Origin of the sequence: Xanthomonas campestris pv. asclepiadis, from assembly GCF_020784175.1 — a bacterium.
Classification (GTDB): Bacteria; Pseudomonadota; Gammaproteobacteria; order Xanthomonadales; family Xanthomonadaceae; genus Xanthomonas; species Xanthomonas campestris_D.
Map to the genome: position 1 here is coordinate 22,787 of NZ_JAJGQM010000018.1, position 21,107 is coordinate 43,893.

The following is a 21,107-nucleotide window of genomic DNA, read 5'->3' on the forward strand; positions in this document are numbered from 1 at the left end:
CCGCGTGCTGCAGCGCGCCGCCGGCCTGTGGCTGTGGTGGGGACTGATCGGCGCGGCGCACGCCACCGAGCAGATTCCCGACCGCATCCGGATCGACGGACAGGACGCGGCGCTGCTGGCCGAGCCGTTGGCGCCGGTGCTGGACGACCGGGCCACCTGGCAACGTTTCATGACGCATGCGCGGCAGGCGCTGGGCAGTTGCAGTGCAAACTGGCGCGGCTATCGGGCTGATTGGCGCGTGGAGAAGGCACAGCTGCTGCTGGATCGCGTCGTCATCGGCGCCTGTGACACCGCACCGCCTGCATTGCCCCTCGATGTGCTGTTTCCCGGACGAACCGCCCCGGTCGCCGCGGACTGGATCGATGGCGAGCTGGTGATTGCTTTGCCAACCGCTGCGAGCGCCGCCGACACCGCACCCACCGCCGCAGAGGCGCCGTACCTGCTCCTGCAGGTGCAACACGGACGTGTCCTGGCGCGCGAACTGCTCAGTGAGGCCAGCCTGCGCGCGCGTCGCGCCCAGGCCAACGCGCCGAGCCCTTCCACTGTTCCCTGATCCCTTGCCTGATCCCCTCGTTCGCAGGAGTTATCCCCCATGTCCAAGACTGTTCTGATCACCGGTGCGACCTCCGGATTCGGCAGCGCTGCCGTGCGCCGGTTTGCCGCCGACGGCTGGAAGATCATCGCCACCGGCCGCCGCGCCGAGCGCCTGGATGCCCTGGCGGCCGAGCTGCCCGCCGGCCAGGTGCATACCGCCGCCTTCGACATGCGTGATGCGCAGGCCTTGTCGGCAGCGATCGACGCATTGCCGGCCGAGTTTGCCGACATCGATGTGCTGGTCAACAACGCCGGGCTGGCGCTGGGCACCGCGCCCGCGCAGCAGGCCGACCTGACGCAGTGGCAGCAGATGATCGACACCAATGTCACCGCCCTGGTCACCCTCACCCACCGCCTGCTGCCGGCGCTGATCGCACGCCGTGGCGCCATCATCAACATCGCTTCGGTCGCGGCGACCTACCCCTATACCGGCGGCAACGTATACGGCGGCACCAAGGCGTTCGTGCAGCAGTTTTCGCTGGGCCTGCGCGCGGACCTGCACGGCACCGGCGTGCGCGTGACCTCGATCGAACCGGGCATGGCCGAAACCGAATTCACCCTGGTGCGCACCGGCGGCAACCAGGCCGCCTCGGACACGCTGTACCGCGGCGCCACCCCGATGACCGCCGAGGACATTGCCGAGCAGATCTTCTATGTCGCCAGCCTGCCGGCGCATCTGAACATCAATCGGCTGGAAATCATGCCGGTCACGCAGTCGTTCGCCGGTTTCCAGGTGGCACGCGACGCGCAGTAACGATGGCCTGCAACGCCAATGCATCTTCCGGGTCGCGATCCGATGGTGCATTGGTTGGCGCGTGAGCAGATCGCGCCGCATCCAAGCTCGGTGCGGCGCTGCAACCGGCGCACCGCCAGCGATGACGAAAACGCGGCGCATTGCGCGGCGTTTTGCTTTGCCCGGTCAGCCGCGATCGGCGGCCGCCAACGGCCGCGCGCCTGGCCGCAGCATCTTGTCGCGCAGCTGCAGGAACGGGCGCTCGACCGCGTAGTGCAACAGCGCACCACCCAGCACTGCCATCAGGCCATACACCGCAAATGCCAGCACGCCACGCCCCTCCAGCGCCGGGCCGAACCAGCTCTGGGTGAGATGGAACACGGCCTTGTGGGATAGATACAGGCTGTAGGAAATGGCCGCCAGCCACGCCGCGCCCGGCACGCGCAAGCCGCCAAGCACACCGCTGCGGGCTGCGCCGGCGAGCACCAGCAAGGCCAGCCCCAGCGACAGCACCGGCCAACCCAGCGCATTGCCGATCAGGCCGGTGCGCTCGCGAGACAGCCACAGTGCCAGCGCCAGAATCGCCACGCCCGCACACAGAATGGCGTTGCCGTGTTGCTGCAGCCGTTGCCACAGCTGTGGACGAAATACCTTGAGCACCGCCAGCACGACACCGGCCAGCAGACCGTCCAGACGGTTCCAGGTCGGGTAATAGAGGTCTTCGATAAACCAGTTGCGCTGCAGGCCGACGCCGGCGCTGTCCAGGGCGGTGTTGTGCCACCAGATGCCGGCACGCAGCGCGATGCCTGCAACCACCACCAGCACGCAGAGCACGACAAAGCGCGCGGCCGAGGGCCGCCGCATCAACAGCGTCGCCAGCAACGGAAACACCAGGTAGAAATGTTCTTCCACGCAGAGCGACCAGGCGTGCGAGAACGCGGCATCACGGCCGTAGTCGACCAACAGGTTCAGGGTGAAGCTGACGAACATCCACCACGGCGCCAGCCCGGGCGCCTCGCGAAACTCCGGCCACGCCATGTAGATCGCCAGCACCACCAGAAACGCCGGCAGGATGCGGAACGCGCGGCGCAGATAGAACCCCTTGAAGTCCAGGCGTTGCCCGCGTGCCAGCGGCCGCAACACCTGCGTGCCGATCAGGAACCCGCTCAGCACGAAGAACAGGTCCACGCCCATCCAGCCGTAGCGCGACAACCACGCCCAGTCCGGCCCCAGACCGCCGACCACGAAGGAATGGAACAGCATCACCCAGACGATGGCGATGCCGCGCAGCAGATCGAGAGCGGGATAGCGCATGCGGGCGATGCAAAGCCGAGGGAGCCTGATTGTGCCGCATCCCGCCGATGCGACGATGCCGCTGGCCGCAGTCGCCAGCTCGGATCAGCAACGCAGACGCTGTTTCCACATCACTCTGTCGTGCAGGCCGGGTCCGGTCGACCACCTATCGGCGGCAGCAACACGCCAGCGCCACGCCCGTGCAGCAGCCAAAGGGCTTCGGTGAGGCCAACCGCCTTGCCGCAGCCAATCCAATGTTGACGCTGTGGCTCCCCCCCCCCACAGCGTCAACCATCACGCATCAGCCTGTGTCAGGCGACGGCCTGCTGCTCGATCCGCACGGCCGGCGCCAGCGTCACCGCCGGTTCCAGCAATCCCCACGCTGCCAGCTGGTCCACTGCCCGGCTGATCCCGTCTTCCTGCCGGATGCGCTGCCCCAGCGCGCGTGCCGCCGCGCGCATGCCTGGCGCGCTGGCCTGGCCGATGGCATCGGCCAAAGTCTCCGGCTGCAATCCGACCCGTGCCAGCGCCGGCGGCGCGACGCCGCGTTGGGCCAGGCAGTGCGCCCAGAACGGCTGGTCGTAGCCGAACGGCAGCACCACCGACGGAATCCCCGCTGCCAGCGCCGCACCGGTGGTGCCGGCACCGCCGTGATGCACCGCCACCGACACCCGCGGAAACAGCCAATCGTGCGGTGCCTGCTCCAGCTGGAAGAAGCGCTCGGCATCGTCGGACGCGTCTTCCCCGGCCGCCAGCCCGCCCCAACCGCTGGCCAGCAGCGCGCGCTGACCGGTCAGACGCACCGCCGCCTTGACGGTGGCGGTGAGCTGCGCCGCATCGCTGCTGATCATGCTGCCGAAACCGATGTACAGCGGCGGTGGGCCGGCCTGCAGAAACGCCTCCAGCGCAGCCGGCGGCTGCCACTGCGGCTGCGGCAACTGCCAGAAACCGCTGACCTGGGCCCGGTCCGGCCAGTCCGGCGGCCGCGGGCACAGATGCTCGCTATAGCCGTACACCACGCGCTGCGCACTGCGATCGGGACCGTGCCACGGATACGCCGGCAGCCCCAATGCCGGGCGCACGATGCCGTTGAGCGCCGGGCGCATCAGTTGCCAGCCGGCAAAGCGCACCGCGTGATGCAGCGCCACGCTCACCAGCCCGGGCAGACGCACGGTGGGCATCACCATCAACGGCACATGCCGCGAGGCAGTCAGCGGCTGCAACTGGGTGAACACCACCGGCAGGCCGTAGGCTGTGCGCCAGCAGGCTCGCGCTGCCGACGCCGAGAATCAGGCCGGCATCGGCACAGGCCCCGCGGCCCTGCTCGGCCCAGTCGCGCGCCCACTCCAGCAGCTGCGCGCGCAAGGTGCCCCAAATGCCGCGCCAGCCCCCGCGCATTTCGGCGACATCCGGATGGCCCTGCAAAAGTTTCTGGTGGTCGCCGCTGAGCGGGAAGAAGTCCAGCCCATTGGCGCGGATCAGCGATTCAAAGTTGGCGCTGGTCAGCACCCGCACCGGATAACCGCGCTCCTGCAAGCCACGCCCCAGCGCGATGATCGGGCGCACATCCCCATGCGTGCCCAGGGTGGCGATCAGTACCGGGCGCCGGCGTCCCGCGTTGAAGGAAGACTCAGGCATATTCGGCCACCCCGTCGCTGGCGGTGGCGATGCTGCCATCGCGTTGTGCAGCTTTCGCCGTGGCCGCGTGCAGCAGTGCGCTGAGCGTGGCCGAATGCGTGGACGACAGCATCGAATGGTGGTCGCTGTCCAGCACATGCAGCTGCAGGTTGCGCACGTACGGACGCCAGGCCTGCGGCCGGTAATCCACCCACACCGTATCGTCGCCGCCGGAGCTCATGCGCACGCTGGCTTCGACGAACACCACATCCTGGTCCAGCGGCTTGGGACGGTGACGCCGCGCCAGATGCAGGTGGTGCTGGGTCATGCCGCCCATGTCGTCCAGCAGCGTGGGGCGTTGCTCGAGCAGCTGGCGCACCGCGGGCAGGTCGTTCAACCCGTAGTGATCGCACAGCAGGCTGGCCAGTTCGGCCACCGTGGTCGGCATCGGCTGGCCGTGTGCCAGATGCAGGCCCAGCGCATGCACCGATGCACGCACGTTTTCCGATTCCGGCAGCGACGCGGCCTGCTCCAGGTGTGGGTAGCTGTCGAGCATCGCCAGCAGTTCGACTTCTTCGCCCAGCGCATGCAGTTCGGCGGTGATGGCATGGGCGATCAAGCCACCCAGCGACCAGCCGATCAATCGATACGGCCCCTGCGGCTGCACCGTGCGCAGTCGCGCCAGATAGTCGCGTGCGATCGCCTCGATGCTTTCCGGGCGATGCTGCGGGTCGCTCAAGCCCGGCGACTGCAGGGCATACACCGGCCACTGCGGATCGAGCTGACCGAGCAAGGTGAGGTACGACCAGCCCAGGCCGACCACCGGGTGGATGCAGAACAGCGGCGTCGTGCCCGGCGTGCCCGCACGCAGCGGCAACAGCACGCCGAGCGGGTCGTTCGGGATCTGCGCGTTGCGCTTGATCACCTCGGCCAGGCCGGCGATGGTCGGCGCATGGAACATGGGTGCCCAGCGGCAACTCGACGCCGAACGTCTGCGGGAAGCGTGCGGCCATTTCCGCCGCGCGCAGCGAGTCGCCACCGAGCTCGAAGAAGTTGTCTTCCACACCCACCACCTCAATGCCCAGCACGTCCTGCAGCATTGCCGCCAGCTGCTGTTCGAGCGCATCGCGCGGCGCCACATGCGCGCGTTGCGGCAACGCGCCCGGCGACGGCAAGGCGCGACGATCCTGCTTGCCATTGGCTGTCAGCGGCAGTGCCTGCAACGGCATCCACAAGGTGGGAATCATCGATGCGGGCAGGCGCTGCTGCAGATGCATGCGCAACAGCTCGGGCGATGGCGTTGCGCCATGCTTGCCCACCACATACGCCAGCAACTGCAGCGCGTCGTGGTCGCCATCGCGATGACCGACCACCACCGCCTGCGCCACCTGCGAGTGCAGCAGCAAGGCGTTTTCGATTTCGGCCGGCTCCACACGATGGCCGCGGATCTTCAATTGCGCATCTGCGCGGCCGATGAATTCCAGCATGCCGTCGCGGCGCTGACGCACGCGGTCGCCGGTGCGGTACATGTTGCTGCCGTCGTCGGCGAACGGGTCCCGCACAAAGCGCTCGCTGGTCAGCTGGCGCTTGCCGCGATAGCCCTTGGCCACGCCCGCGCCGCCGATGTACAACTCGCCGATCGCGCCGGTCGGCAGCGGTTGCCGCTGCGCATCGAGCACATAGACGCGGGTATTGAGCAGCGGTCTGCCGATCGGCGGGGCGGCAGCGTCGGTGAGCTGCAACGGCATGATGGTCGACCAGATCGTGGTTTCGGTCGGCCCGTACAACTGGGTCAGGCGCCCGACCCGGCTCAGCAACTGGGTCGCCAGTTCCGGCACCAGGGCTTCACCACCGACCAGGGCGTGGATACGGTCCAACGCCAGATCCTGATTGACCAGCAGGATGCGCCACAGCGACGGGGTCGCCTGCACCACGCTGATCTGCTCCTGCGCGATCAGCCGCGACAGGCTGCGTGGATCGTGGGTGATGCCAGCCGGTGCGATGACCACGCGCGCACCCACCAGCAACGGCAGATACAACTCCAGCCCGGCGATATCGAAGGTGATGGTGGTGACCGCCAGCACGCGGTCGCGCGGGCGCAATGCCAGTTCATGCTCCATCGCATGCAGGAAATTGAACAGATTGCGATGGCTGATTTCCACGCCCTTGGGTGCGCCGGTCGAGCCGGAGGTGTACAGCACATAGGCGGTGCCGTCCGGCGTGGCCAGCGGCGCGATCGCCGCCGGCAACACGGCCGGGCGCGGATCCAGCCAGACCATGCCGCCAAGCAGATAGCGCTCGCACAACGCCGGCTCGCAGACCAGCGCGATGGCACCGGAATCGTTGAGCATCTGCCGGTTGCGTGCGGCCGGGCTTTCCGGGTCCAGCGGCAGATACGCCGCCCCGCTCCACATCACGGCCAGCAGGGCCACCAGCAATTGCTCGCTGCGCGGCAACGCGATGGCGACCACATCGCCGGGGCTGACGCCATCGGCCACCCATTGCGCGGCGATGCGCGAGGCCAGTTCGCACAGCGTGGCGTAATCCAGGGTGCGGTTGTCGTATTGCACCACCACCGCTGCCGGCATCAGCTCGGCACGCTGCAGCATGCCGTGCAGCAGCGTGGCCGGTTCCGGCAAAGCTGCGGCGGTGGCGTTCCAGGTCTGCAACAGGCGGCGGCGTTCCGCATCGCCCAGCACATCGATCTGGCCCAGCGCGCATTCCGGGTCGGCCAATACCGCATCGGCCAGATGGGTCAGGCGGCGGCAGTGTTCGGCCAGCTCGTCGCTGTCGTACAACGCCGGATTGGCGTCCAGATCGAAGCGCAATGCGGCACCGTCGCCGCGCTCGTAGCAGAAGATGGTCAGATCGTCGGCCGGGCCGTTGGAGAGGTTATGCGGCATCGCATAGGCCTCGCCAAACCGCAGTGCATAGTCGAAGGCTTCGATGTTCACCGCCAACCGTGCGAACTTCTGATCGATCCCGAACATGCCCAGATCGCGGCGCACGTCCTCGAAGCGGTATTGCTGATGGCGCAGGGCATGCCTGACCACCGAGGACACCTGCGCAAACAAGGCATGCACCGGCTGCTGCGGATCCATTTTCAGGCGCAACGAAATCACGTTGGCCACCAGGCCAGCGGTCTGCCGGTAGCGCGCGTTGATGCGGCCGGTCACCGGCATGGCCAGCACCAGATCCTCGGCGCCGGTGCAGCGGTAGTAATACGCAGCAATCAGCGAAATCAGCATCTGCGGCAAACTGGCGCCGTAGTCCTTGCCGAGCGCGCGCAGCCGCACCACCTGCTGCGGCGAGAACTTTCCGGTGCCACGCAGCAATCCGGTCGACAGATGATTGCCGGGACGTGCCAGGGTGGCCGGCGGCGGCAGATCGGCCAGCTGCTGCATCCAGTAACTGCGGTCGCGCTGAAAACGATCGGACTCGCGATACTGCTGCTCGAGTTCGATCAACGACAGCGCACTGCCGTATTGCGCAGGCTCCGGTTCGCGATTTTCCACGTAGGCGTTATACAGCACCGCCATGCGCTGCATCATGATCGAGGCGCAATAGCCATCCATCACCAGATGGCTCACGCATTGCACCCACATGTGGTGGTCTTCGCCAAGGCGGAACACCGCGCAATGCCATAACGGCCCGTTCTGCAGATCTTCCGGCTTGCGGATTTCTTCGTCGACCCAGTGCTCGGCGGCATTGCGCGGGGAAGGGTCTTCGCTGACGTTGAAATACGGAATCGCGGCGGTATATTCGGGCAGGACCACCTGATGCGGCACGCCGTCGTGCTCGACAATGCATAGCCGCAGCGTGTCAAATTCGCGCGTCAGCTGCATGCTGGCGCGGATCAGCACCTGCGGATCGAGCGGGCCGAACATTTCCAGGGCTTCGGACAACATCAAGGTGTTGTCGGTATGCAACTTGCTGGCCACCCACAGGCCGCGTTGCGCTTTGGTCAGGGGAAACACGGGAGAGGCATCGGTGTGCATTGCGTGCATCCTTCTTGTGTGGCGCGCAGTCGCCCGGTGCGCCATGTCCGCAATGCGGTCAGTGGGACGCCGGATCAGCACCTGGCCTTGAAACGTGAGGTAAGAGACACCGACGACCGCCAGCGCATGCCGGCGATATACGATGGAAACGCACAATGGGAACGCATCACGAAGCGGCGTGCAGCATCGTTACAACGACGTGCACTGACTTTCCTAAAACACTTGTTTCCCGACAAGTTAAACAAACACTAACAATTAGCCACCGCGATAAACCGTGCAAAAATCACGAAATCCGCGTCGCCCGCAAAAATTTTTTGCCGAAGTGTGATTTCAACTAGTGTTCTGGATGCATACGTCTACAGATCGCGTTTTTCGCGCGTTGCACGCTACGGAACAGACTGCCATGCATCGCGCAGCAATCCGGCGAAGGCTTTTTTGCCGGGGATTTTGCCTATTTCGCGGCACAGCCGGGACCGCGCGCACTAAGACCACTGTATGCAACGGCATTGACGTCAGTGCATTGGCGGCACAACCACTGCGCAAAACACCGCGCTTTTTTTCGAGTGCCGGCTGCAACCGCAGCGTCATGCAACGGTTATTTGACTGTCATTGCCCGCGCCGCGTCGGCCACGCATGCACAGGCGTGGTGATGCGTGTCCAGCTCCCTTGCCTGACCGGATGGCGTGGCTCCTCGCACGCGGTCGACGGTACAGCACGTCGCAGGCATCGACCAAGGCGCGTAGAAGTCATGGCGTCCGGCAATGGCGCCGGGTTCAGAGCCTGACGCACGTCACACGCCGGCCGCACGGCTGTGCTGGCCATCTCTGCAATGCATTGAGCGCGGACGTGACACGGAACGGCGCGCCACGGCATCGGCCGCAGCGCGCATTGCCTCAGCCAAGCGGTTCGTCGGACAGATAGGTGTAACCGGTCAAGCCTGCTTCCAGTGCATCGCTCAGTTCCTGCGCGCGCTCGGGCGATAGCTGCGCGGCGGCGATGCGCTCGGCATAGGTCGCACGCAGCGTGTCCAGCTGATACCCCACGTAGTCCAGCATCACGTCGGTGGTATCGCCACGGCGCTGCTGCGCGATGCGATAGCCGTCGCCGTCCACGGCCACTTCCACCGCATCGGTATCGCCGAACAGGTTATGGATATCGCCCAGGATTTCCTGATACGCGCCGACCAGGAAGAAACCGATGCGATAGCTCTCGCCCGGATTCAACGTATGCAGCGGCATCGAGCTGTCCAGGCTTTCGTTCTCGACGTAGGTCTTGACCATGCCGTCGGAGTCGCAGGTCATGTCGGCGATGATACCGCGCCGCTGCGGTGCTTCGTTCAGGCGCTCGATCGGCACGATCGGAAACACCTGATCGATCGCCCACACATCCGGAATCGACTCGAACACGCTGAAGTTGACGAAGTACTTGTCCACCAGCCGCTCGTTGAGCTCGTCCAGCACCGGGCGATGGCTCTTTTCGTCGAAGCTCAGGCGTGCACGCACACCGTGGGCGATCGCATAGAACAAGTCGTCGATACGCGCGCGGTGGGTCAGGTCGATCTGGCCCAGTGCATACGCACTCAAGCCTTCGGCGTGGAAATGCTGCGCCTCCTGGAACAGTTCCACCGCCGGGCGCACATCGAGCTCGTCGTGGATCTCGCGCAGGTGGCGGATCGCCGCAGGTTCGTCGTCGTGCGCGTCGGGCACGCGGCCTTCCGGCGCCTGCTCCACTTCGGACACGTTGGCGATCAGCACCGCGTGGTGAGCGGTCATGGCGCGGCCGCATTCGGTGACGATGCGCGGCGGGGCCAGGCCGTGCTCTTCGCAAGCGCTGGCCAACGGCTGCACGATGTTGCTGGCGTAGGAATGCAGGCCGTAGTTGATCGAGCAATAGCTGCGCGAGCGCGTGCCTTCGTAATCGATACCCAGGCCGCCGCCGACGTCCACGTGGCTGATCTTCGCGCCCAGCCGCGACAGCTCCACGAAATAGCGCGTGGCCTCGCGCATGCCGTTGGCGATGTCGCGCACGTTGGATATCTGCGAGCCCATGTGGAAATGCAGCAGCTTCAGGCTGTCGGCGTACTCGGTGTCGCGCAGCGTCTTCCACAGATCCAGCACCTGACGCGGCGACAGCCCGAACTTGGCCTTGTCGCCACCGCTGTTCTGCCACTTGCCCGCGCCCAGCGAGGCCAGCCGCATGCGCACGCCCAGACCCGGCTTGACGTCCAGCGCGCGCGCCTCTTCCAGCACCAGCTTCAGCTCGGAGGGCTTTTCGATGACGATGAAGGTCTGCAGGCCGAGCTTGCGGCCGATCAGCGCCAGGCGGATGTATTCGCGGTCCTTGTAGCCGTTGCAGACGATCAGCCCGCCCGGACGCGACAGCGCCAGCACCGCCATCAGCTCCGGCTTGCTGCCCGCTTCCAGGCCGAAGCCGTCGCCATGGTGGCTAGCCAGCGTGCCGGCCACGCCGCGATGCTGGTTGACCTTGATCGGGTACACGGCCGTGTAGCCGCCGGCGTAATCCCATTCGGACTGCGCCTGCGCGAACGCGGCCTGCAGCTTGCCCAGGCGCTGGCCCAGGATGTCCGGGAAACGCACCAGCAGCGGCAGTTTGGCGCCGGCTGCGCGCGCGGCGTCCACCACCTCGGGCAGCGACACCGACGGACCGTCGCTGGTCGGCGTGACCACCACATGTCCGGCGTCGTTCACGTCGAAATACCCGTCGGCCCAATGCGGGATCGAATAGGTCTTGCGGGCTTGGTCGAGGGACCAATCGCTCATTTCGCTGACTCGGCTGGGGCAAAAAGGGCGTGAAGTGTAACGCCTGGCACGCGCAGGGTCCGTTACAATCCGCGCCGACTTGATGCCCCGCTCCTGGTTGGAGTGGGGCGGAACGCAGATTCAGCCGCCGCGCAGTTTGGCTGCACGAGGCTGCGCCCGACCCTCATCCGGCGCTACGCGCCACCTTCTCCCGGTGGGAGAAGGAACAACCCCCTTCTTTTAGGATTTTTGCATGAGCGCCAACGACAACTGGTACATCGAACACTTCCAGCCGACCGGCTCGGCGATCGGCTTCCGCATCAGCGGCAAGCTGGACGAGGTGCAGTCCCCGTTCCAGAAGATCGAGATCTACCAGACCACCGACTGGGGCAAGCTGATGCTGATCGACGGCGCGGTGATGCTGACCAGCCGCGACAATTTCTTCTATCACGAGATGATCAGCCACCCGGCGTTGTTCACCCACGCCGCGCCCAAGCGCGTGGTGATCATCGGCGGCGGCGACTGCGGCACCCTGCGCGAGGTGCTCAAGCACCCGGGCGTGGAAAGCGCCACCCAGTGCGACATCGATGAGCAGGTCACGCGCATGTCGGAGAAGTACTTCCCCGAGCTGTGCGATTCCAACCACGATGCGCGTGCCGAGCTGCTGTTCGACGACGGCGTGGCCTACATGGCCAACTGCCCGGCCGGCAGCGTGGACATCGTGATCGTCGATTCCACCGACCCGGTCGGCCCGGCCGAAGGCCTGTTCAACAAGGCCTTCTACGAGAGCTGCTTCAAGGCACTGAAGGACGACGGCATCCTGGTGCAGCAGTCCGAATCGCCGCTGGCGCTGCTGGCGCTGATCCAGGAAATGCGCACCGAGATGGGCAAGGCCGGCTTCCAGTCGTTCAAGACCCTGCCGTTCCCGCAGCCGTGCTACCCCACCGGCTGGTGGAGCGTGACCATGGCCAGCAAGCAGACCAACGCCGATTTCGCCTTCCGCCAGGACGCCGCGCAGGCCAAGGGCTTCGAGACGCTGTACTACACCGCGCACCTGCATACCGGCGTGCTGGTCGCACCGCCGTTCGTGGCCAAGGCGCTGGGCGAGTAGGCGCGGCTGACACACCGTAGTGCGCGCCCGCCAGCGGGTAGGGGCGGCGCGCCTGGAACCAACGTAGGTGTGGTTCCTGCCGATTCCGCGCAGCGGCCGCGCCCGCCTGGCGATGAGCGCAGTCGTTTTGTCAGTGCTGGCCGTGGTCACGGCCAGGCACCTGTGCTGAGCGCCTACAACCGCGCCAGCACCTCGGCTTTCTTGGCGTCGAACTCTTCCTGGCTGACAAGTCCCGCATCCAGCAATTGCCTGAGCTTGCTCAGCACCTGTATCGGATCGTCCTGGGCCGCTGCCGTGTTCGGCGGTGGCGAAGGCATGCCGCCCTGCGCGCTGGGTGCGTGCACCACCACGCCACCGGCCGATGCGCGCAACTTGTCGAACTCCAGCTGCTGGCGCTTTTCGTAGGCCGATTCTTCCACCTGCTGCGCATAGGCGTAGACCCGCCGGGCCTGTTTCTTGGGCAGGCTGTCGATGGACAGGTAGCCGCCCTGCGTGGTGCGGCACATGATCGTCGCTCCCAGCATCTGCTCGCTCATGTGCACGTCGAGCACCTCGCGCCAGGGAACATCGCGAAACGTCATCCCGAACAGCGTGGGGTGCACCACGATGAACCTGCGAGTGGTCAGCACCACCGCGGCCGGCGACAGGTTCACCACCATTTTCTTCTGCACTGCGATGTACTCGACCTGCTCGTCCCGGGTCAGCAACTCGTTCACCTTGGGCAGGATCTTGCCCACGGCCACCGGGTCCTGCTCGTCGGTCAGGAATTGCGTAAAGACCTCCATACCTTCCTCGTCGTCATCGCCTGCGCCGCAGCGTTGTCTTGTATGACACCACATCCGTGCCTTCCTGGTGCCGATCAGAGACCCGACCAAGCGTGCGCAGCGTCAGATCGCTGAGCGCTTCAGACAGCCCCAACGGCAACAAGGCGGATGTCGCCATCCGCCTTGCTGTGGGCACACCGTTGGTTTTTTTAGCGCCGACTCAAAAGCGGACTTCGGCGCCGAAGCTCAGCACCTCGGCACGATTGATGGTGATGTCTTCGTAGTCGTCGTAGTACTCGTCGGCGTACAGGTAGTTCGTGTAAAGCGCGCTCAGACTGACATGCCTGCCGATATCCACGCCGAAGCCCGCACCCAGATATGCACCGTAGACACGCTCGGTGTAGTCCTCGCCTTTTGCCTCGCCTCCCCAATAACCCATACGCACCAGAGCGAACACCGGGGTGTCGCCGAAATTGAAGCGCGCCGTTCCACCGATGCTGCCGAAGTCCACCGTCGGAATGACGACAAAGCCATCCGCGTCCTTGGAACCGTCAACCTTGCCGGTGGCCACTTCAATGCCGATCAGCGTGACCGGACCAGCACGCCAGCGGTAACCGACGTTGAAGCCCACCATGTCCTGCTTGTTGCCCTCGAACACTTCGGCGTCACCGCCCTGCACACCCAAGAACATGCCGCTCTTGAGGCGCTGCTCTTCTTCGCGCGGCGCAGGCGCGACATAGGCAGGCACCGGCGTGGGCGCCGCCGCAGCTGCGGGCGTCTGCGCCGTCACCGTGGTGAATTCGCCGATCGCGCCGGCTGCACTGTCTTGCACGACTGCCGGCGCGACGGCAGTGCCGCCTTGCGACGGACTGGACGATGGCGCTGCCGGCGCGGTCACGCCCTGGCCGCCAGTCTGCTGTCTTTGCTGTTGCCGATAGTTGTCCCAGCCGCGCGACAACGACTGCGCGGCCGCGTCGGAAACGCAGCCCAGCGCCGTGCAGGCCAACAGCCATGTTGCGGTCCTTTTCATCGCATTCCCCAATGAGTCGTCCTCCATCATCCCCGCATCCATGCGCACGCAGGCATGACCTGGCGGCGTCCGGAAGTGGCGCAGTTGCTGTCCAATTCGGGGGCTTTCCCAGCATCACCGGATCGTGCGCGTACTCGGCTTCAGCATCGTCCGCGTGGACGTGCCGGTACTGACGTGTGATGCAGCCCCCTGACCGCAGCCGGCACAGTGAATCGAGTCTCAGCAGCTGTCAAGAAGGACTGTGATCGCTGACCTTCGTGCGCACAGTGCGCGGCCAGCCGCCCGAGAAGCGCTCCTGCCGTTGGGTACGGCGTGCGCTGCGCTCTACGCACGCTCGCTGCAGGGCAGCGCGTTGTCTAGACGTATCGACAAGATTGACCGCAGCTAATGCGGCAACCTATTGATTCTTAATGCCGTTCCACTTCCGGAACATTTCATTTTTTTAACAAATGTAATTTCAATACTCCCAAGTTCTAAAATTCACTGGACCGATCCCTCGCGATCATCGTGAACCTGCCAGACGCGTGATTCTTCCGCGCCGCCAAGGTCCGGAGACTTGCCATGCATTACCAGCCACTGGACACCTCCAGCCTGCAAATCATCACGCCCGTGCTGCTCAAGCAGGGCACCCGGCTGCTCGAGCCAAACGTCTATCGCACGCATCTGGATGGGCAACTGGCGGTGGTCAAGGACTACAGCCGCTACCGCCGTACGCTGCTGGCGCCGATCGCGCGGCTGATGGTGCGCCACGAGGCCAAGATGCTGGCCCGCCTGCACGGCTGGCGGCATGCGCCGGCCCTGCTCGGCACGCTGGGCGGGCTGGCGCTGGGCATGGAGTTCATTCCGGGCGACACGCTCAGCGCCAGCGCGGTGGTTGGCCAGGAGGTGTTCCAGCAGCTGCAGCAGGCGCTGCGCCGCCTGCACGCCGTCGGCATCACCCATAACGATCTGCACGGCACCAATGTGGTGATCAGCGCCGGCGTGCCGGTGCTGATCGATTTCACCTCGGCCTGGCGCTTCCCGCGCTGGTTGCGGCGCGGCACGCTGGCACGTCAGCTGCAGCGCAGCGACCTGGCCAATTTCCAGAAAATGCGCCAGCGCCTGGCCGGGATCGCGCCGACCGCCGACGAGGCCGCACGCAGCGCCGAACCGCGCTGGGTCGGCACCATCCGCGGCGGCTGGAAGCGGCTGTATCGGCACCTGAAGCGCGATGCACAGCCAACCAGTGCCGACTGAAACCCGCTCTGACCGGCCAGCCGCGGCCACCCGCCGCCAATGCAGCGCGCGCCGGGCGCGATGCCTGGCCGGTGACGTGCAACCGCGCCCTGCATCCAGCACCGGCGCCGGCACCAGCGCAACAACGCATATCGATCTGCGTCCCGCATGCTAATCCGGCGACGCGGGCCACACGTACCGGGCTGAAAGCCTGGCCATCCCGATGCCATGCCAACCGTGCGCCGATCTTCCTGGCGAGCAATCGCCAGGTGGTGCACAACGGCGCGGGGGAACCACAGTGGACAGGGGTACGCGCCGATGCCGCGCACCGGCGGCGCCCTCCAGGCGGCTAGCCCGTCGTCCGGTCGCCGCCCCGGTTCCTCACTGCGCGCCGGCCGCTTCGGCGGCCGACGGCGCGCGGTAGACGATCAGGCGCGGTGCGTCGGCGACGAAGCGGTCCAGTACGCCATCGGCGATCTTGACCGGGCCACCGAAGCGCGTAGCGCCGGGGATCGAGGGGATCGCCGCGGCTTCGGCGGCGATCCGCTTGGCATCGGCAAACGCAACTGACGCCTGCGCGTCACCGCGATTGGCGGCATCCAGCCCGGCCGCGGTCTGCTGCAGCGCGCGGCCCCAGCCTTCCATCGCCTCCAGCCAGGGGCGCGACTGTTCCGCAAAGCCCTTGTCGGCCACGCCCTTACGGATGATCTGCGGCGCAGCCGCGAACGCGTCCGCAGTGCGCGCCAGCTCGGCGATGGCCTGGCTGCGCGCTGCCGCATCGCCTAAGGCAATCGTCTCGCGCACATGATCGAGCACGGCCTTCAGGCGCGGCGCCTGTTCCTGCCACGGCTGGCTGCCGAAGGTCGGCGCCAGATGCTGGGTATCGAAGAAGGTCAGCAGCGCGGCGGTCACCTGCACGTCGCCACCGGCCAGGTCGCGTGCGGCCGCATGCCAGGTGCGCTGGGCGTCGTAGCCGGTGTCGTTCCAGGCGAAGGCGGTCAGCCCCATCACCGCCACGCGGCTGGGTACTTCCTGATTCATCGGGTTGGAGACGATGCCGGACAATTCCGCCGACAGGCCGGCCTCGCGCCGCGCATACGGCGCCATCAGCAGGCGCCCGGCCGAGGTTTCGAAATCGTTGACCGGGTAGTTGTCCCACAGCAGCGTCTTGCGGCCGAACGCCTTGGTGGCCGCGCGTGCATCGGGAATGGAAATGGCCGGCGGCACCACGTCGGTGCCGGTCCACTGCACCACGATCTTCGGGTCCAGATGCTTGCGCAGCGCTTCCTTGTACGGGCTTTCCTTGGCGTCGTAATACTCGGTCGGCACCATGATCAGTTCCGACGCTGCATCGTGGCGGGCGACCAGATCGGCCTGCACCAGGTTGAGCAGATGCGACTGCGCGATACCGGCCGCCTGCGCGCCGGACGCACCGAAGGTGGCCTTGTCGCGCTCGCAGTTCCACTTGGTGTACTCGATATCGTCCAGCGCCACGTAGAAGCTGCGCACGCCCAGCGCACGGAAGGCATCGAACTTGCGCAGCAGCGCCTTGGCGTCAGCCGGATCGGAGAAGCACACCGTCGGTCCCGGCGAGATCGCATAGACGAAGTCGACATGGTTGCGCTTGGCGGTGGCCGCCAGCTTGCCGAGCGCCTTCAGCGTCGCGGCCGGATACGCGTCGCGCCAGCGATCACGCGCGTACGGGTCGTCCTTGGGGCTGTAGATGAAGGTATTGGCCTTGCTGCGGGCGAGAAACTCGATGTGCTTGCTGCGGTCGGCCATCGACCATGGCGCGCCGTAGAAGCCTTCGATGGTGCCGCGGATCGGCATCGCCGGATGATCCTGGATCGCCAGGGTCGGAATGGCCGGGCGCTCGACCAGCTGGCGCAGCGTCTGCGCCGCATGGAACAGGCCATCGTTGTCGTGGCCGGCCAGCGTGATCAGGCTGCCGGTGCCCAGTGCCACGCTGGCGAGCGTATAGCCCTCCGTGTGGGTGTCCTGCACCGCCTTGCTGCGGGTCAGCGCATCGCGCACCACTGCCGCCTCACCGGTGCCGAGCACGATATGCGGGCGGTCGAGCGTGGCCGGCAGACGCGCCGCGGTGGCGATCTTGGTGACGCCGGCCGTACCGAGGATGCGGCGCACCAACGCGACCGACTCCGGATCTGCGCCCGGCGCCACCACCAGCACCACTGACTGCCCCAGCGCGACGGTGCCGCCCTCCAACGTGATCGAGACCGGGGCGGGGAAGATCGCCGGCTGGGTGACCGGCTGTGCCAACGCGGGGACTGTTGCCGCTGCCAGGCCTGCTGCCAGCCAAAGCGAGAGCGGGCGCAAGCCCGACTTCCTATCGCGTCGCTTCATCCCCGAACTCCGGTATTGAAATGGTATTAGGCTCTAGAGTAGGCAAGTCGTCGCGCGGCGACAAGCGGGGCCGGTCTCGGGATACGTTTGGCTAGTTCGAGAGCAGAAGGAGGGTCACGGCATGCGGCTGATGCCGATGCGGGCCTGGGTGGCCGGCCCGATCTTCGGTATTGAAATGGTATGAGCAAACGGCGTGCGTGTTGCAAGATGGAACCGATGGGCCATGTAGCGCACAAGCTGCTCCATTGAAGGCGAGCCAGGCGCACCGTTTCGCAAACGCGTCAACCGTCGACCGCCGGATGCCGCATACGAGGGGAGAGGCCGGCGATGCAACTCTGGACGCCATGGCGTTGCGTTGCGGCAATCCGCCGATGACTGGTGCGGTATTTCAGCGGTCGGTCAGTTGCCCAGGCACCAACGGCGCAAAGTCCGCCGAAGTCGCTGCCTGCTGAGGCCTTACAGCGCGTCGCTGTCCAGCTCGCCGGTGCGGATCCGCACCACGCTGCCCAGGTCGTAGACGAACACCTTGCCGTCGCCGATCTTGCCGGTCCCGGCCGCGGTGACGATGGCCTCAACCACGCGCTCGGCCTGGTCGTCGGTCACGGCCACTTCGATCTTCACCTTGGGCAGGAAATCGACCACGTATTCGGCACCGCGATACAGCTCGGTGTGCCCCTTCTGGCGCCCGAACCCCTTGACCTCGGTCACCGTGATGCCCGCCACCCCGCAGCCGGCGAGCGCTTCGCGCACATCGTCGAGCTTGAACGGTTTGACGATGGCCATGATCATTTTCATCGGTGCAGTACCAAGGGCATGACGGGGGGCGCAGCATACCGTGGACAGCCGCAACACTCACCCCGTGGCATGCGGCCGTCACCGCGGCCGACAGCCGAATGGGACTATCCTTACCGCCTGCCGACTGCCTTGCCGATGTCCCGCGTGTCCCGGCCTGCACTAGGCTTCCTACGGACCTGCGGAGAACACCCATGATCGATTTCAACCAGCTCGACGACCTCGCCCGCCGCCTCAGCGACCTGGTGCCGCCGGGCCTGCGCCAATCCCGCGAAGAACTGCAAAGCACCTTCAAGGGCGCACTGCAGGCCGGCCTGGGCAAGCTGGACCTGGTCACCCGCGAAGAGTTCGACGTGCAGCGCGCGGTGCTGCTGCGCACGCGCGAGAAACTCGATGCGCTGGAACAGGCCGTGGCCGCGCTGGAAGCCCGCGCGCCCGCGACGTCGCCCGCAGCGCCACCCACCGCTCCCTGACCAGGGCCTTCCACCATGAGTCTGGCGCTGGTGCACAGCCGTGCCCGCGTGGGGGTGCATGCGCCTGAGGTTCGGGTGGAAGTGCATCTGTCCGGCGGGCTTCCCTCCACCCAGATCGTGGGCCTGCCCGAGGCCGCGGTGCGCGAATCGCGCGAACGCGTCCGTGCGGCGCTGCTATGCGCGCAGTTCGAATTTCCCGCCCGGCGCATCACCATCAACCTGGCCCCGGCAGACTTGCCGAAGGAAGATGGCCGCTTCGACCTGCCGATCGCCCTCGGCATCCTGGCCGCCAGCGGGCAGATCGATCGCCAAGCCCTGGCCGACTACGAATTCCTCGGCGAGCTCGCGCTGACCGGCGAGTTGCGTGGCGTCGATGGCGTGCTGCCGGCCGCCCTGGCTGCCGCGCAGGCCGGGCGACGGCTGATCGTGCCGCTGGCCAATGGTGCCGAAGCGGCCATCGCCGGGCATGTCGAAGCCTTCACCGCGCGCACGCTGCTGGAAGTCTGCGCCGCGCTCAACGGCAGCCAACGGGCGCCTGCCGCCGAGGTGGCGATCCCGGCGCTGGGCGCGCGTGCCCTGCCCGACATGGCCTATGTGCGCGGCCAGCCGCACGCGCGTCGCGCCCTGGAGATCGCCGCCGCCGGCGGTCACCATCTGCTGCTGGTCGGCAGCCCGGGCTGCGGCAAGACCCTGCTCGCCTCGCGCCTGCCCGGCCTGTTGCCGGAATCCAGCGAAGCCGAGGCACTGGAAACCGCTGCCATTACCTCGGTCAGCGGCCGCGGGCTGGATCTTGCGCGCTGGCGGCAGCGGCCTTACCGGGCCCCGCATCACACCGCCAGCGCAGTCGCGCTGGTCGGCGGTGGGACCCATCCGCGCCCCGGCGAGATCTCGCTTGCCCATCACGGCGTGCTGTTTCTGGATGAGCTCCCGGAGTGGCAGCGGCAGACGCTGGAGGTGTTGCGCGAGCCCCTGGAATCGGGCCTGGTGACGATCTCGCGCGCAGCGCGCAGCGTGGATTTCCCGGCGCGGTTCCAACTGGTTGCTGCCATGAACCCATGCCCATGCGGATGGGCCGGCGACGGCAGCGGGCGTTGCCGCTGCAGCAGCGACAGCATCCGCCGCTATCGCAGCCGTATCTCCGGCCCGTTGCTGGACCGGATCGACCTGCATGTCGAAGTACCGCGACTGCCGCCGCACGCCTTGCGCAGCGGCAATCCTGGCGAAGACAGCGCCAGCGTGCGTGCACGCGTGGTTGCCGCACGCGAACGGCAACTCGCGCGCGCCGGCGCACCCAACGCACAACTGGATCAGGCACAGACCGATCATCACTGCCGCCTGCAGGGCGACGATCAGGTGCTGCTGGAACGCGCCATCGAACACCTGCAGCTATCTGCGCGCTCCATGCATCGCATCCTGCGCGTGGCCCGCACCATCGCCGATCTCGACGACAGTGCGGCCATTGCCACCGGGCATCTGACCGAGGCCATCGGCTACCGCAAGCTGGATCGTGCAATGGACACGGCGAGCGCGGCGTAACGGCGCCGACCCGAGCGCGTCGACGCGACGGCACGCCCACCGCACGACCATTCCGCGCTGGTTCGTTAGGACGCCAAGCAATTCAGGAGGGCAATACAGTCGATCGCTTCATCCCGCCGTCGCTTGCTGCTCGTTCGGCTGCAGTGAGCGTGCACTTGCCTTTATCGAGCAACACGGCATTCGCCGCGTGCATCCACACGCTCTCTCCAGCGTCGCAACATCCATTTCATGGCGATGCACGTACAACGTCCGCCACACCACTGCGCAGAGGCCGCCATGAGCCGACATCCCGACCTAGTCACCGTCCCATCCCTGGATCTGAATCGCTATCTGGGCACCTGGTACGAGATCGCACGATTGCCGATTCGCTTCGAAGATGCCGATTGCACCGATGTGTCGGCGCACTACTCGCTGCAGGACGATGGCACGGTGCGCGTGCAGAACCGCTGCCTGACCGCCGAAGGCGAGCTGGAAGAGGCAATCGGCGAGGCGCGCGCCATCGACGACAGCAACGCGCGACTGGAAGTCACCTTCCTGCCCGAAGGCCTGCGCTGGATTCCTTTCACCAAAGGCGATTACTGGGTGATGCGCATCGATGCGGACTACACCGCCGCGCTGGTCGGCGGTCCCGACCGCAAGTACATGTGGCTGCTGGCAAGGCTTCCGCAACTGGACGAAAACATCACCCAGGCCTATCTGGCGCATGCACGCGAGCAGGGCTTCGATCTGGCCCCGCTGATCCACACCCCGCACACCGGGCGACTGACGGAACAGCCACTTCCCTGATTGCCGGCAGAGCTGACATCGCAGTCGGCCGGTCGCGAGAAC

13 protein-coding genes and 2 pseudogenes are annotated in these 21,107 nt (G+C 66.4%); 7 read left to right on the top strand and 8 right to left on the bottom strand.

The window, feature by feature from the left end; genetic code table 11:
* Positions 1-4: 4 nt before the first annotated feature.
* On the top strand, positions 5-553 hold the full coding sequence (locus LL972_RS10335) for a hypothetical protein (protein WP_228327527.1): 549 nt from the start codon (positions 5-7) through the stop codon (positions 551-553).
* A 39-nt stretch (positions 554-592) separates the two neighbouring features.
* Entirely contained in the window at positions 593-1,348 is a 756-nt protein-coding gene (locus tag LL972_RS10340) for an SDR family NAD(P)-dependent oxidoreductase (protein WP_228327528.1), read from the top strand.
* Positions 1,349-1,513: 165 nt separating this feature from the next.
* Here the strand turns inward: LL972_RS10340 and LL972_RS10345 are convergent, their stop codons facing one another.
* The 4 genes and pseudogenes from LL972_RS10345 to speA all read right to left on the bottom strand — a co-directional run bounded on the left by LL972_RS10345 (position 1,514) and on the right by speA (position 11,015).
* Complete coding sequence (locus tag LL972_RS10345; RefSeq protein ID WP_228327529.1) at positions 1,514-2,641, bottom strand: acyltransferase family protein; 1,128 nt, start codon at positions 2,639-2,641, stop codon at positions 1,514-1,516.
* A 290-nt stretch (positions 2,642-2,931) separates the two neighbouring features.
* Positions 2,932-4,258: pseudogene (locus LL972_RS10350) on the bottom strand (glycosyltransferase).
* A pseudogene (locus LL972_RS10355) lies at positions 4,251-8,178 on the bottom strand (amino acid adenylation domain-containing protein). Before LL972_RS10355 ends, LL972_RS10350 begins: the two co-directional pseudogenes overlap by 8 nt.
* A 950-nt stretch (positions 8,179-9,128) precedes the next feature.
* Entirely contained in the window at positions 9,129-11,015 is a 1,887-nt protein-coding gene (speA, locus tag LL972_RS10360; protein ID WP_228327530.1) for an arginine decarboxylase, read from the bottom strand.
* Positions 11,016-11,247: 232 nt separating this feature from the next.
* Between speA and speE the strand changes: the two genes are divergently transcribed.
* Positions 11,248-12,105, top strand: coding sequence for a polyamine aminopropyltransferase (gene speE / locus LL972_RS10365; RefSeq protein WP_228327531.1), 858 nt, complete (start codon positions 11,248-11,250; stop codon positions 12,103-12,105).
* A 173-nt stretch (positions 12,106-12,278) separates the two neighbouring features.
* On the opposite strand, the gene LL972_RS10370 is transcribed toward speE, so the two are convergent.
* Both LL972_RS10370 and LL972_RS10375 read right to left on the bottom strand, forming a co-directional pair.
* Positions 12,279-12,890 (bottom strand): PH domain-containing protein, encoded by a 612-nt coding sequence (locus tag LL972_RS10370; RefSeq protein WP_228327532.1) that lies wholly within the window; start codon positions 12,888-12,890, stop codon positions 12,279-12,281.
* A gap of 199 nt (positions 12,891-13,089) precedes the next feature.
* Positions 13,090-13,899, bottom strand: coding sequence for an outer membrane beta-barrel protein (locus LL972_RS10375; RefSeq protein ID WP_228327533.1), 810 nt, complete (start codon positions 13,897-13,899; stop codon positions 13,090-13,092).
* Positions 13,900-14,460: 561 nt separating this feature from the next.
* On the opposite strand from LL972_RS10375, the gene LL972_RS10380 reads away from it, so the two are divergent.
* On the top strand, positions 14,461-15,135 hold the full coding sequence (locus LL972_RS10380) for an RIO1 family regulatory kinase/ATPase (RefSeq protein ID WP_228327534.1): 675 nt from the start codon (positions 14,461-14,463) through the stop codon (positions 15,133-15,135).
* 360 nt (positions 15,136-15,495) lie between these two features.
* Here the strand turns inward: LL972_RS10380 and LL972_RS10385 are convergent, their stop codons facing one another.
* Both LL972_RS10385 and LL972_RS10390 read right to left on the bottom strand, forming a co-directional pair.
* Positions 15,496-17,478, bottom strand: a complete 1,983-nt coding sequence (locus LL972_RS10385) for a beta-N-acetylhexosaminidase family protein (RefSeq protein WP_228327535.1) — start codon at positions 17,476-17,478, stop codon at positions 15,496-15,498.
* 456 nt (positions 17,479-17,934) lie between these two features.
* Positions 17,935-18,273: a P-II family nitrogen regulator gene (locus LL972_RS10390; protein ID WP_016904463.1), complete on the bottom strand. Its 339-nt coding sequence runs from the start codon at positions 18,271-18,273 to the stop codon at positions 17,935-17,937.
* A gap of 191 nt (positions 18,274-18,464) precedes the next feature.
* On the opposite strand from LL972_RS10390, the gene ubiK reads away from it, so the two are divergent.
* From ubiK to LL972_RS10405, 3 genes are all read left to right on the top strand, one after another.
* Complete coding sequence (gene ubiK, locus LL972_RS10395; RefSeq protein ID WP_228327536.1) at positions 18,465-18,743, top strand: ubiquinone biosynthesis accessory factor UbiK; 279 nt, start codon at positions 18,465-18,467, stop codon at positions 18,741-18,743.
* A 15-nt stretch (positions 18,744-18,758) separates the two neighbouring features.
* Positions 18,759-20,279 carry a YifB family Mg chelatase-like AAA ATPase gene (locus LL972_RS10400; RefSeq protein ID WP_228327537.1) on the top strand — a complete coding sequence of 507 codons (1,521 nt, stop codon included), beginning with the start codon at positions 18,759-18,761 and terminating at the stop codon, positions 20,277-20,279.
* 276 nt (positions 20,280-20,555) lie between these two features.
* Positions 20,556-21,065, top strand: coding sequence for a lipocalin family protein (locus LL972_RS10405; protein ID WP_228327538.1), 510 nt, complete (start codon positions 20,556-20,558; stop codon positions 21,063-21,065).
* The last annotated feature ends 42 nt before the right edge of the window (positions 21,066-21,107 follow it).

Coding starts and splice junctions, on each gene's coding strand:
- LL972_RS10340 (WP_228327528.1), top strand. CDS start 593: ATGTCCAAGACTGTTCTGATCACCGGTGCGACCTCCGGATTCGGCAGC.
- LL972_RS10345 (WP_228327529.1), bottom strand. CDS start 2,641: ATGCGCTATCCCGCTCTCGATCTGCTGCGCGGCATCGCCATCGTCTGG.
- speA (WP_228327530.1), bottom strand. CDS start 11,015: ATGAGCGATTGGTCCCTCGACCAAGCCCGCAAGACCTATTCGATCCCG.
- speE (WP_228327531.1), top strand. CDS start 11,248: ATGAGCGCCAACGACAACTGGTACATCGAACACTTCCAGCCGACCGGC.
- LL972_RS10370 (WP_228327532.1), bottom strand. CDS start 12,890: ATGGAGGTCTTTACGCAATTCCTGACCGACGAGCAGGACCCGGTGGCC.
- LL972_RS10375 (WP_228327533.1), bottom strand. CDS start 13,899: ATGAAAAGGACCGCAACATGGCTGTTGGCCTGCACGGCGCTGGGCTGC.
- LL972_RS10380 (WP_228327534.1), top strand. CDS start 14,461: ATGCATTACCAGCCACTGGACACCTCCAGCCTGCAAATCATCACGCCC.
- LL972_RS10385 (WP_228327535.1), bottom strand. CDS start 17,478: ATGAAGCGACGCGATAGGAAGTCGGGCTTGCGCCCGCTCTCGCTTTGG.
- LL972_RS10390 (WP_016904463.1), bottom strand. CDS start 18,273: ATGAAAATGATCATGGCCATCGTCAAACCGTTCAAGCTCGACGATGTG.
- ubiK (WP_228327536.1), top strand. CDS start 18,465: ATGATCGATTTCAACCAGCTCGACGACCTCGCCCGCCGCCTCAGCGAC.
- LL972_RS10400 (WP_228327537.1), top strand. CDS start 18,759: ATGAGTCTGGCGCTGGTGCACAGCCGTGCCCGCGTGGGGGTGCATGCG.
- LL972_RS10405 (WP_228327538.1), top strand. CDS start 20,556: ATGAGCCGACATCCCGACCTAGTCACCGTCCCATCCCTGGATCTGAAT.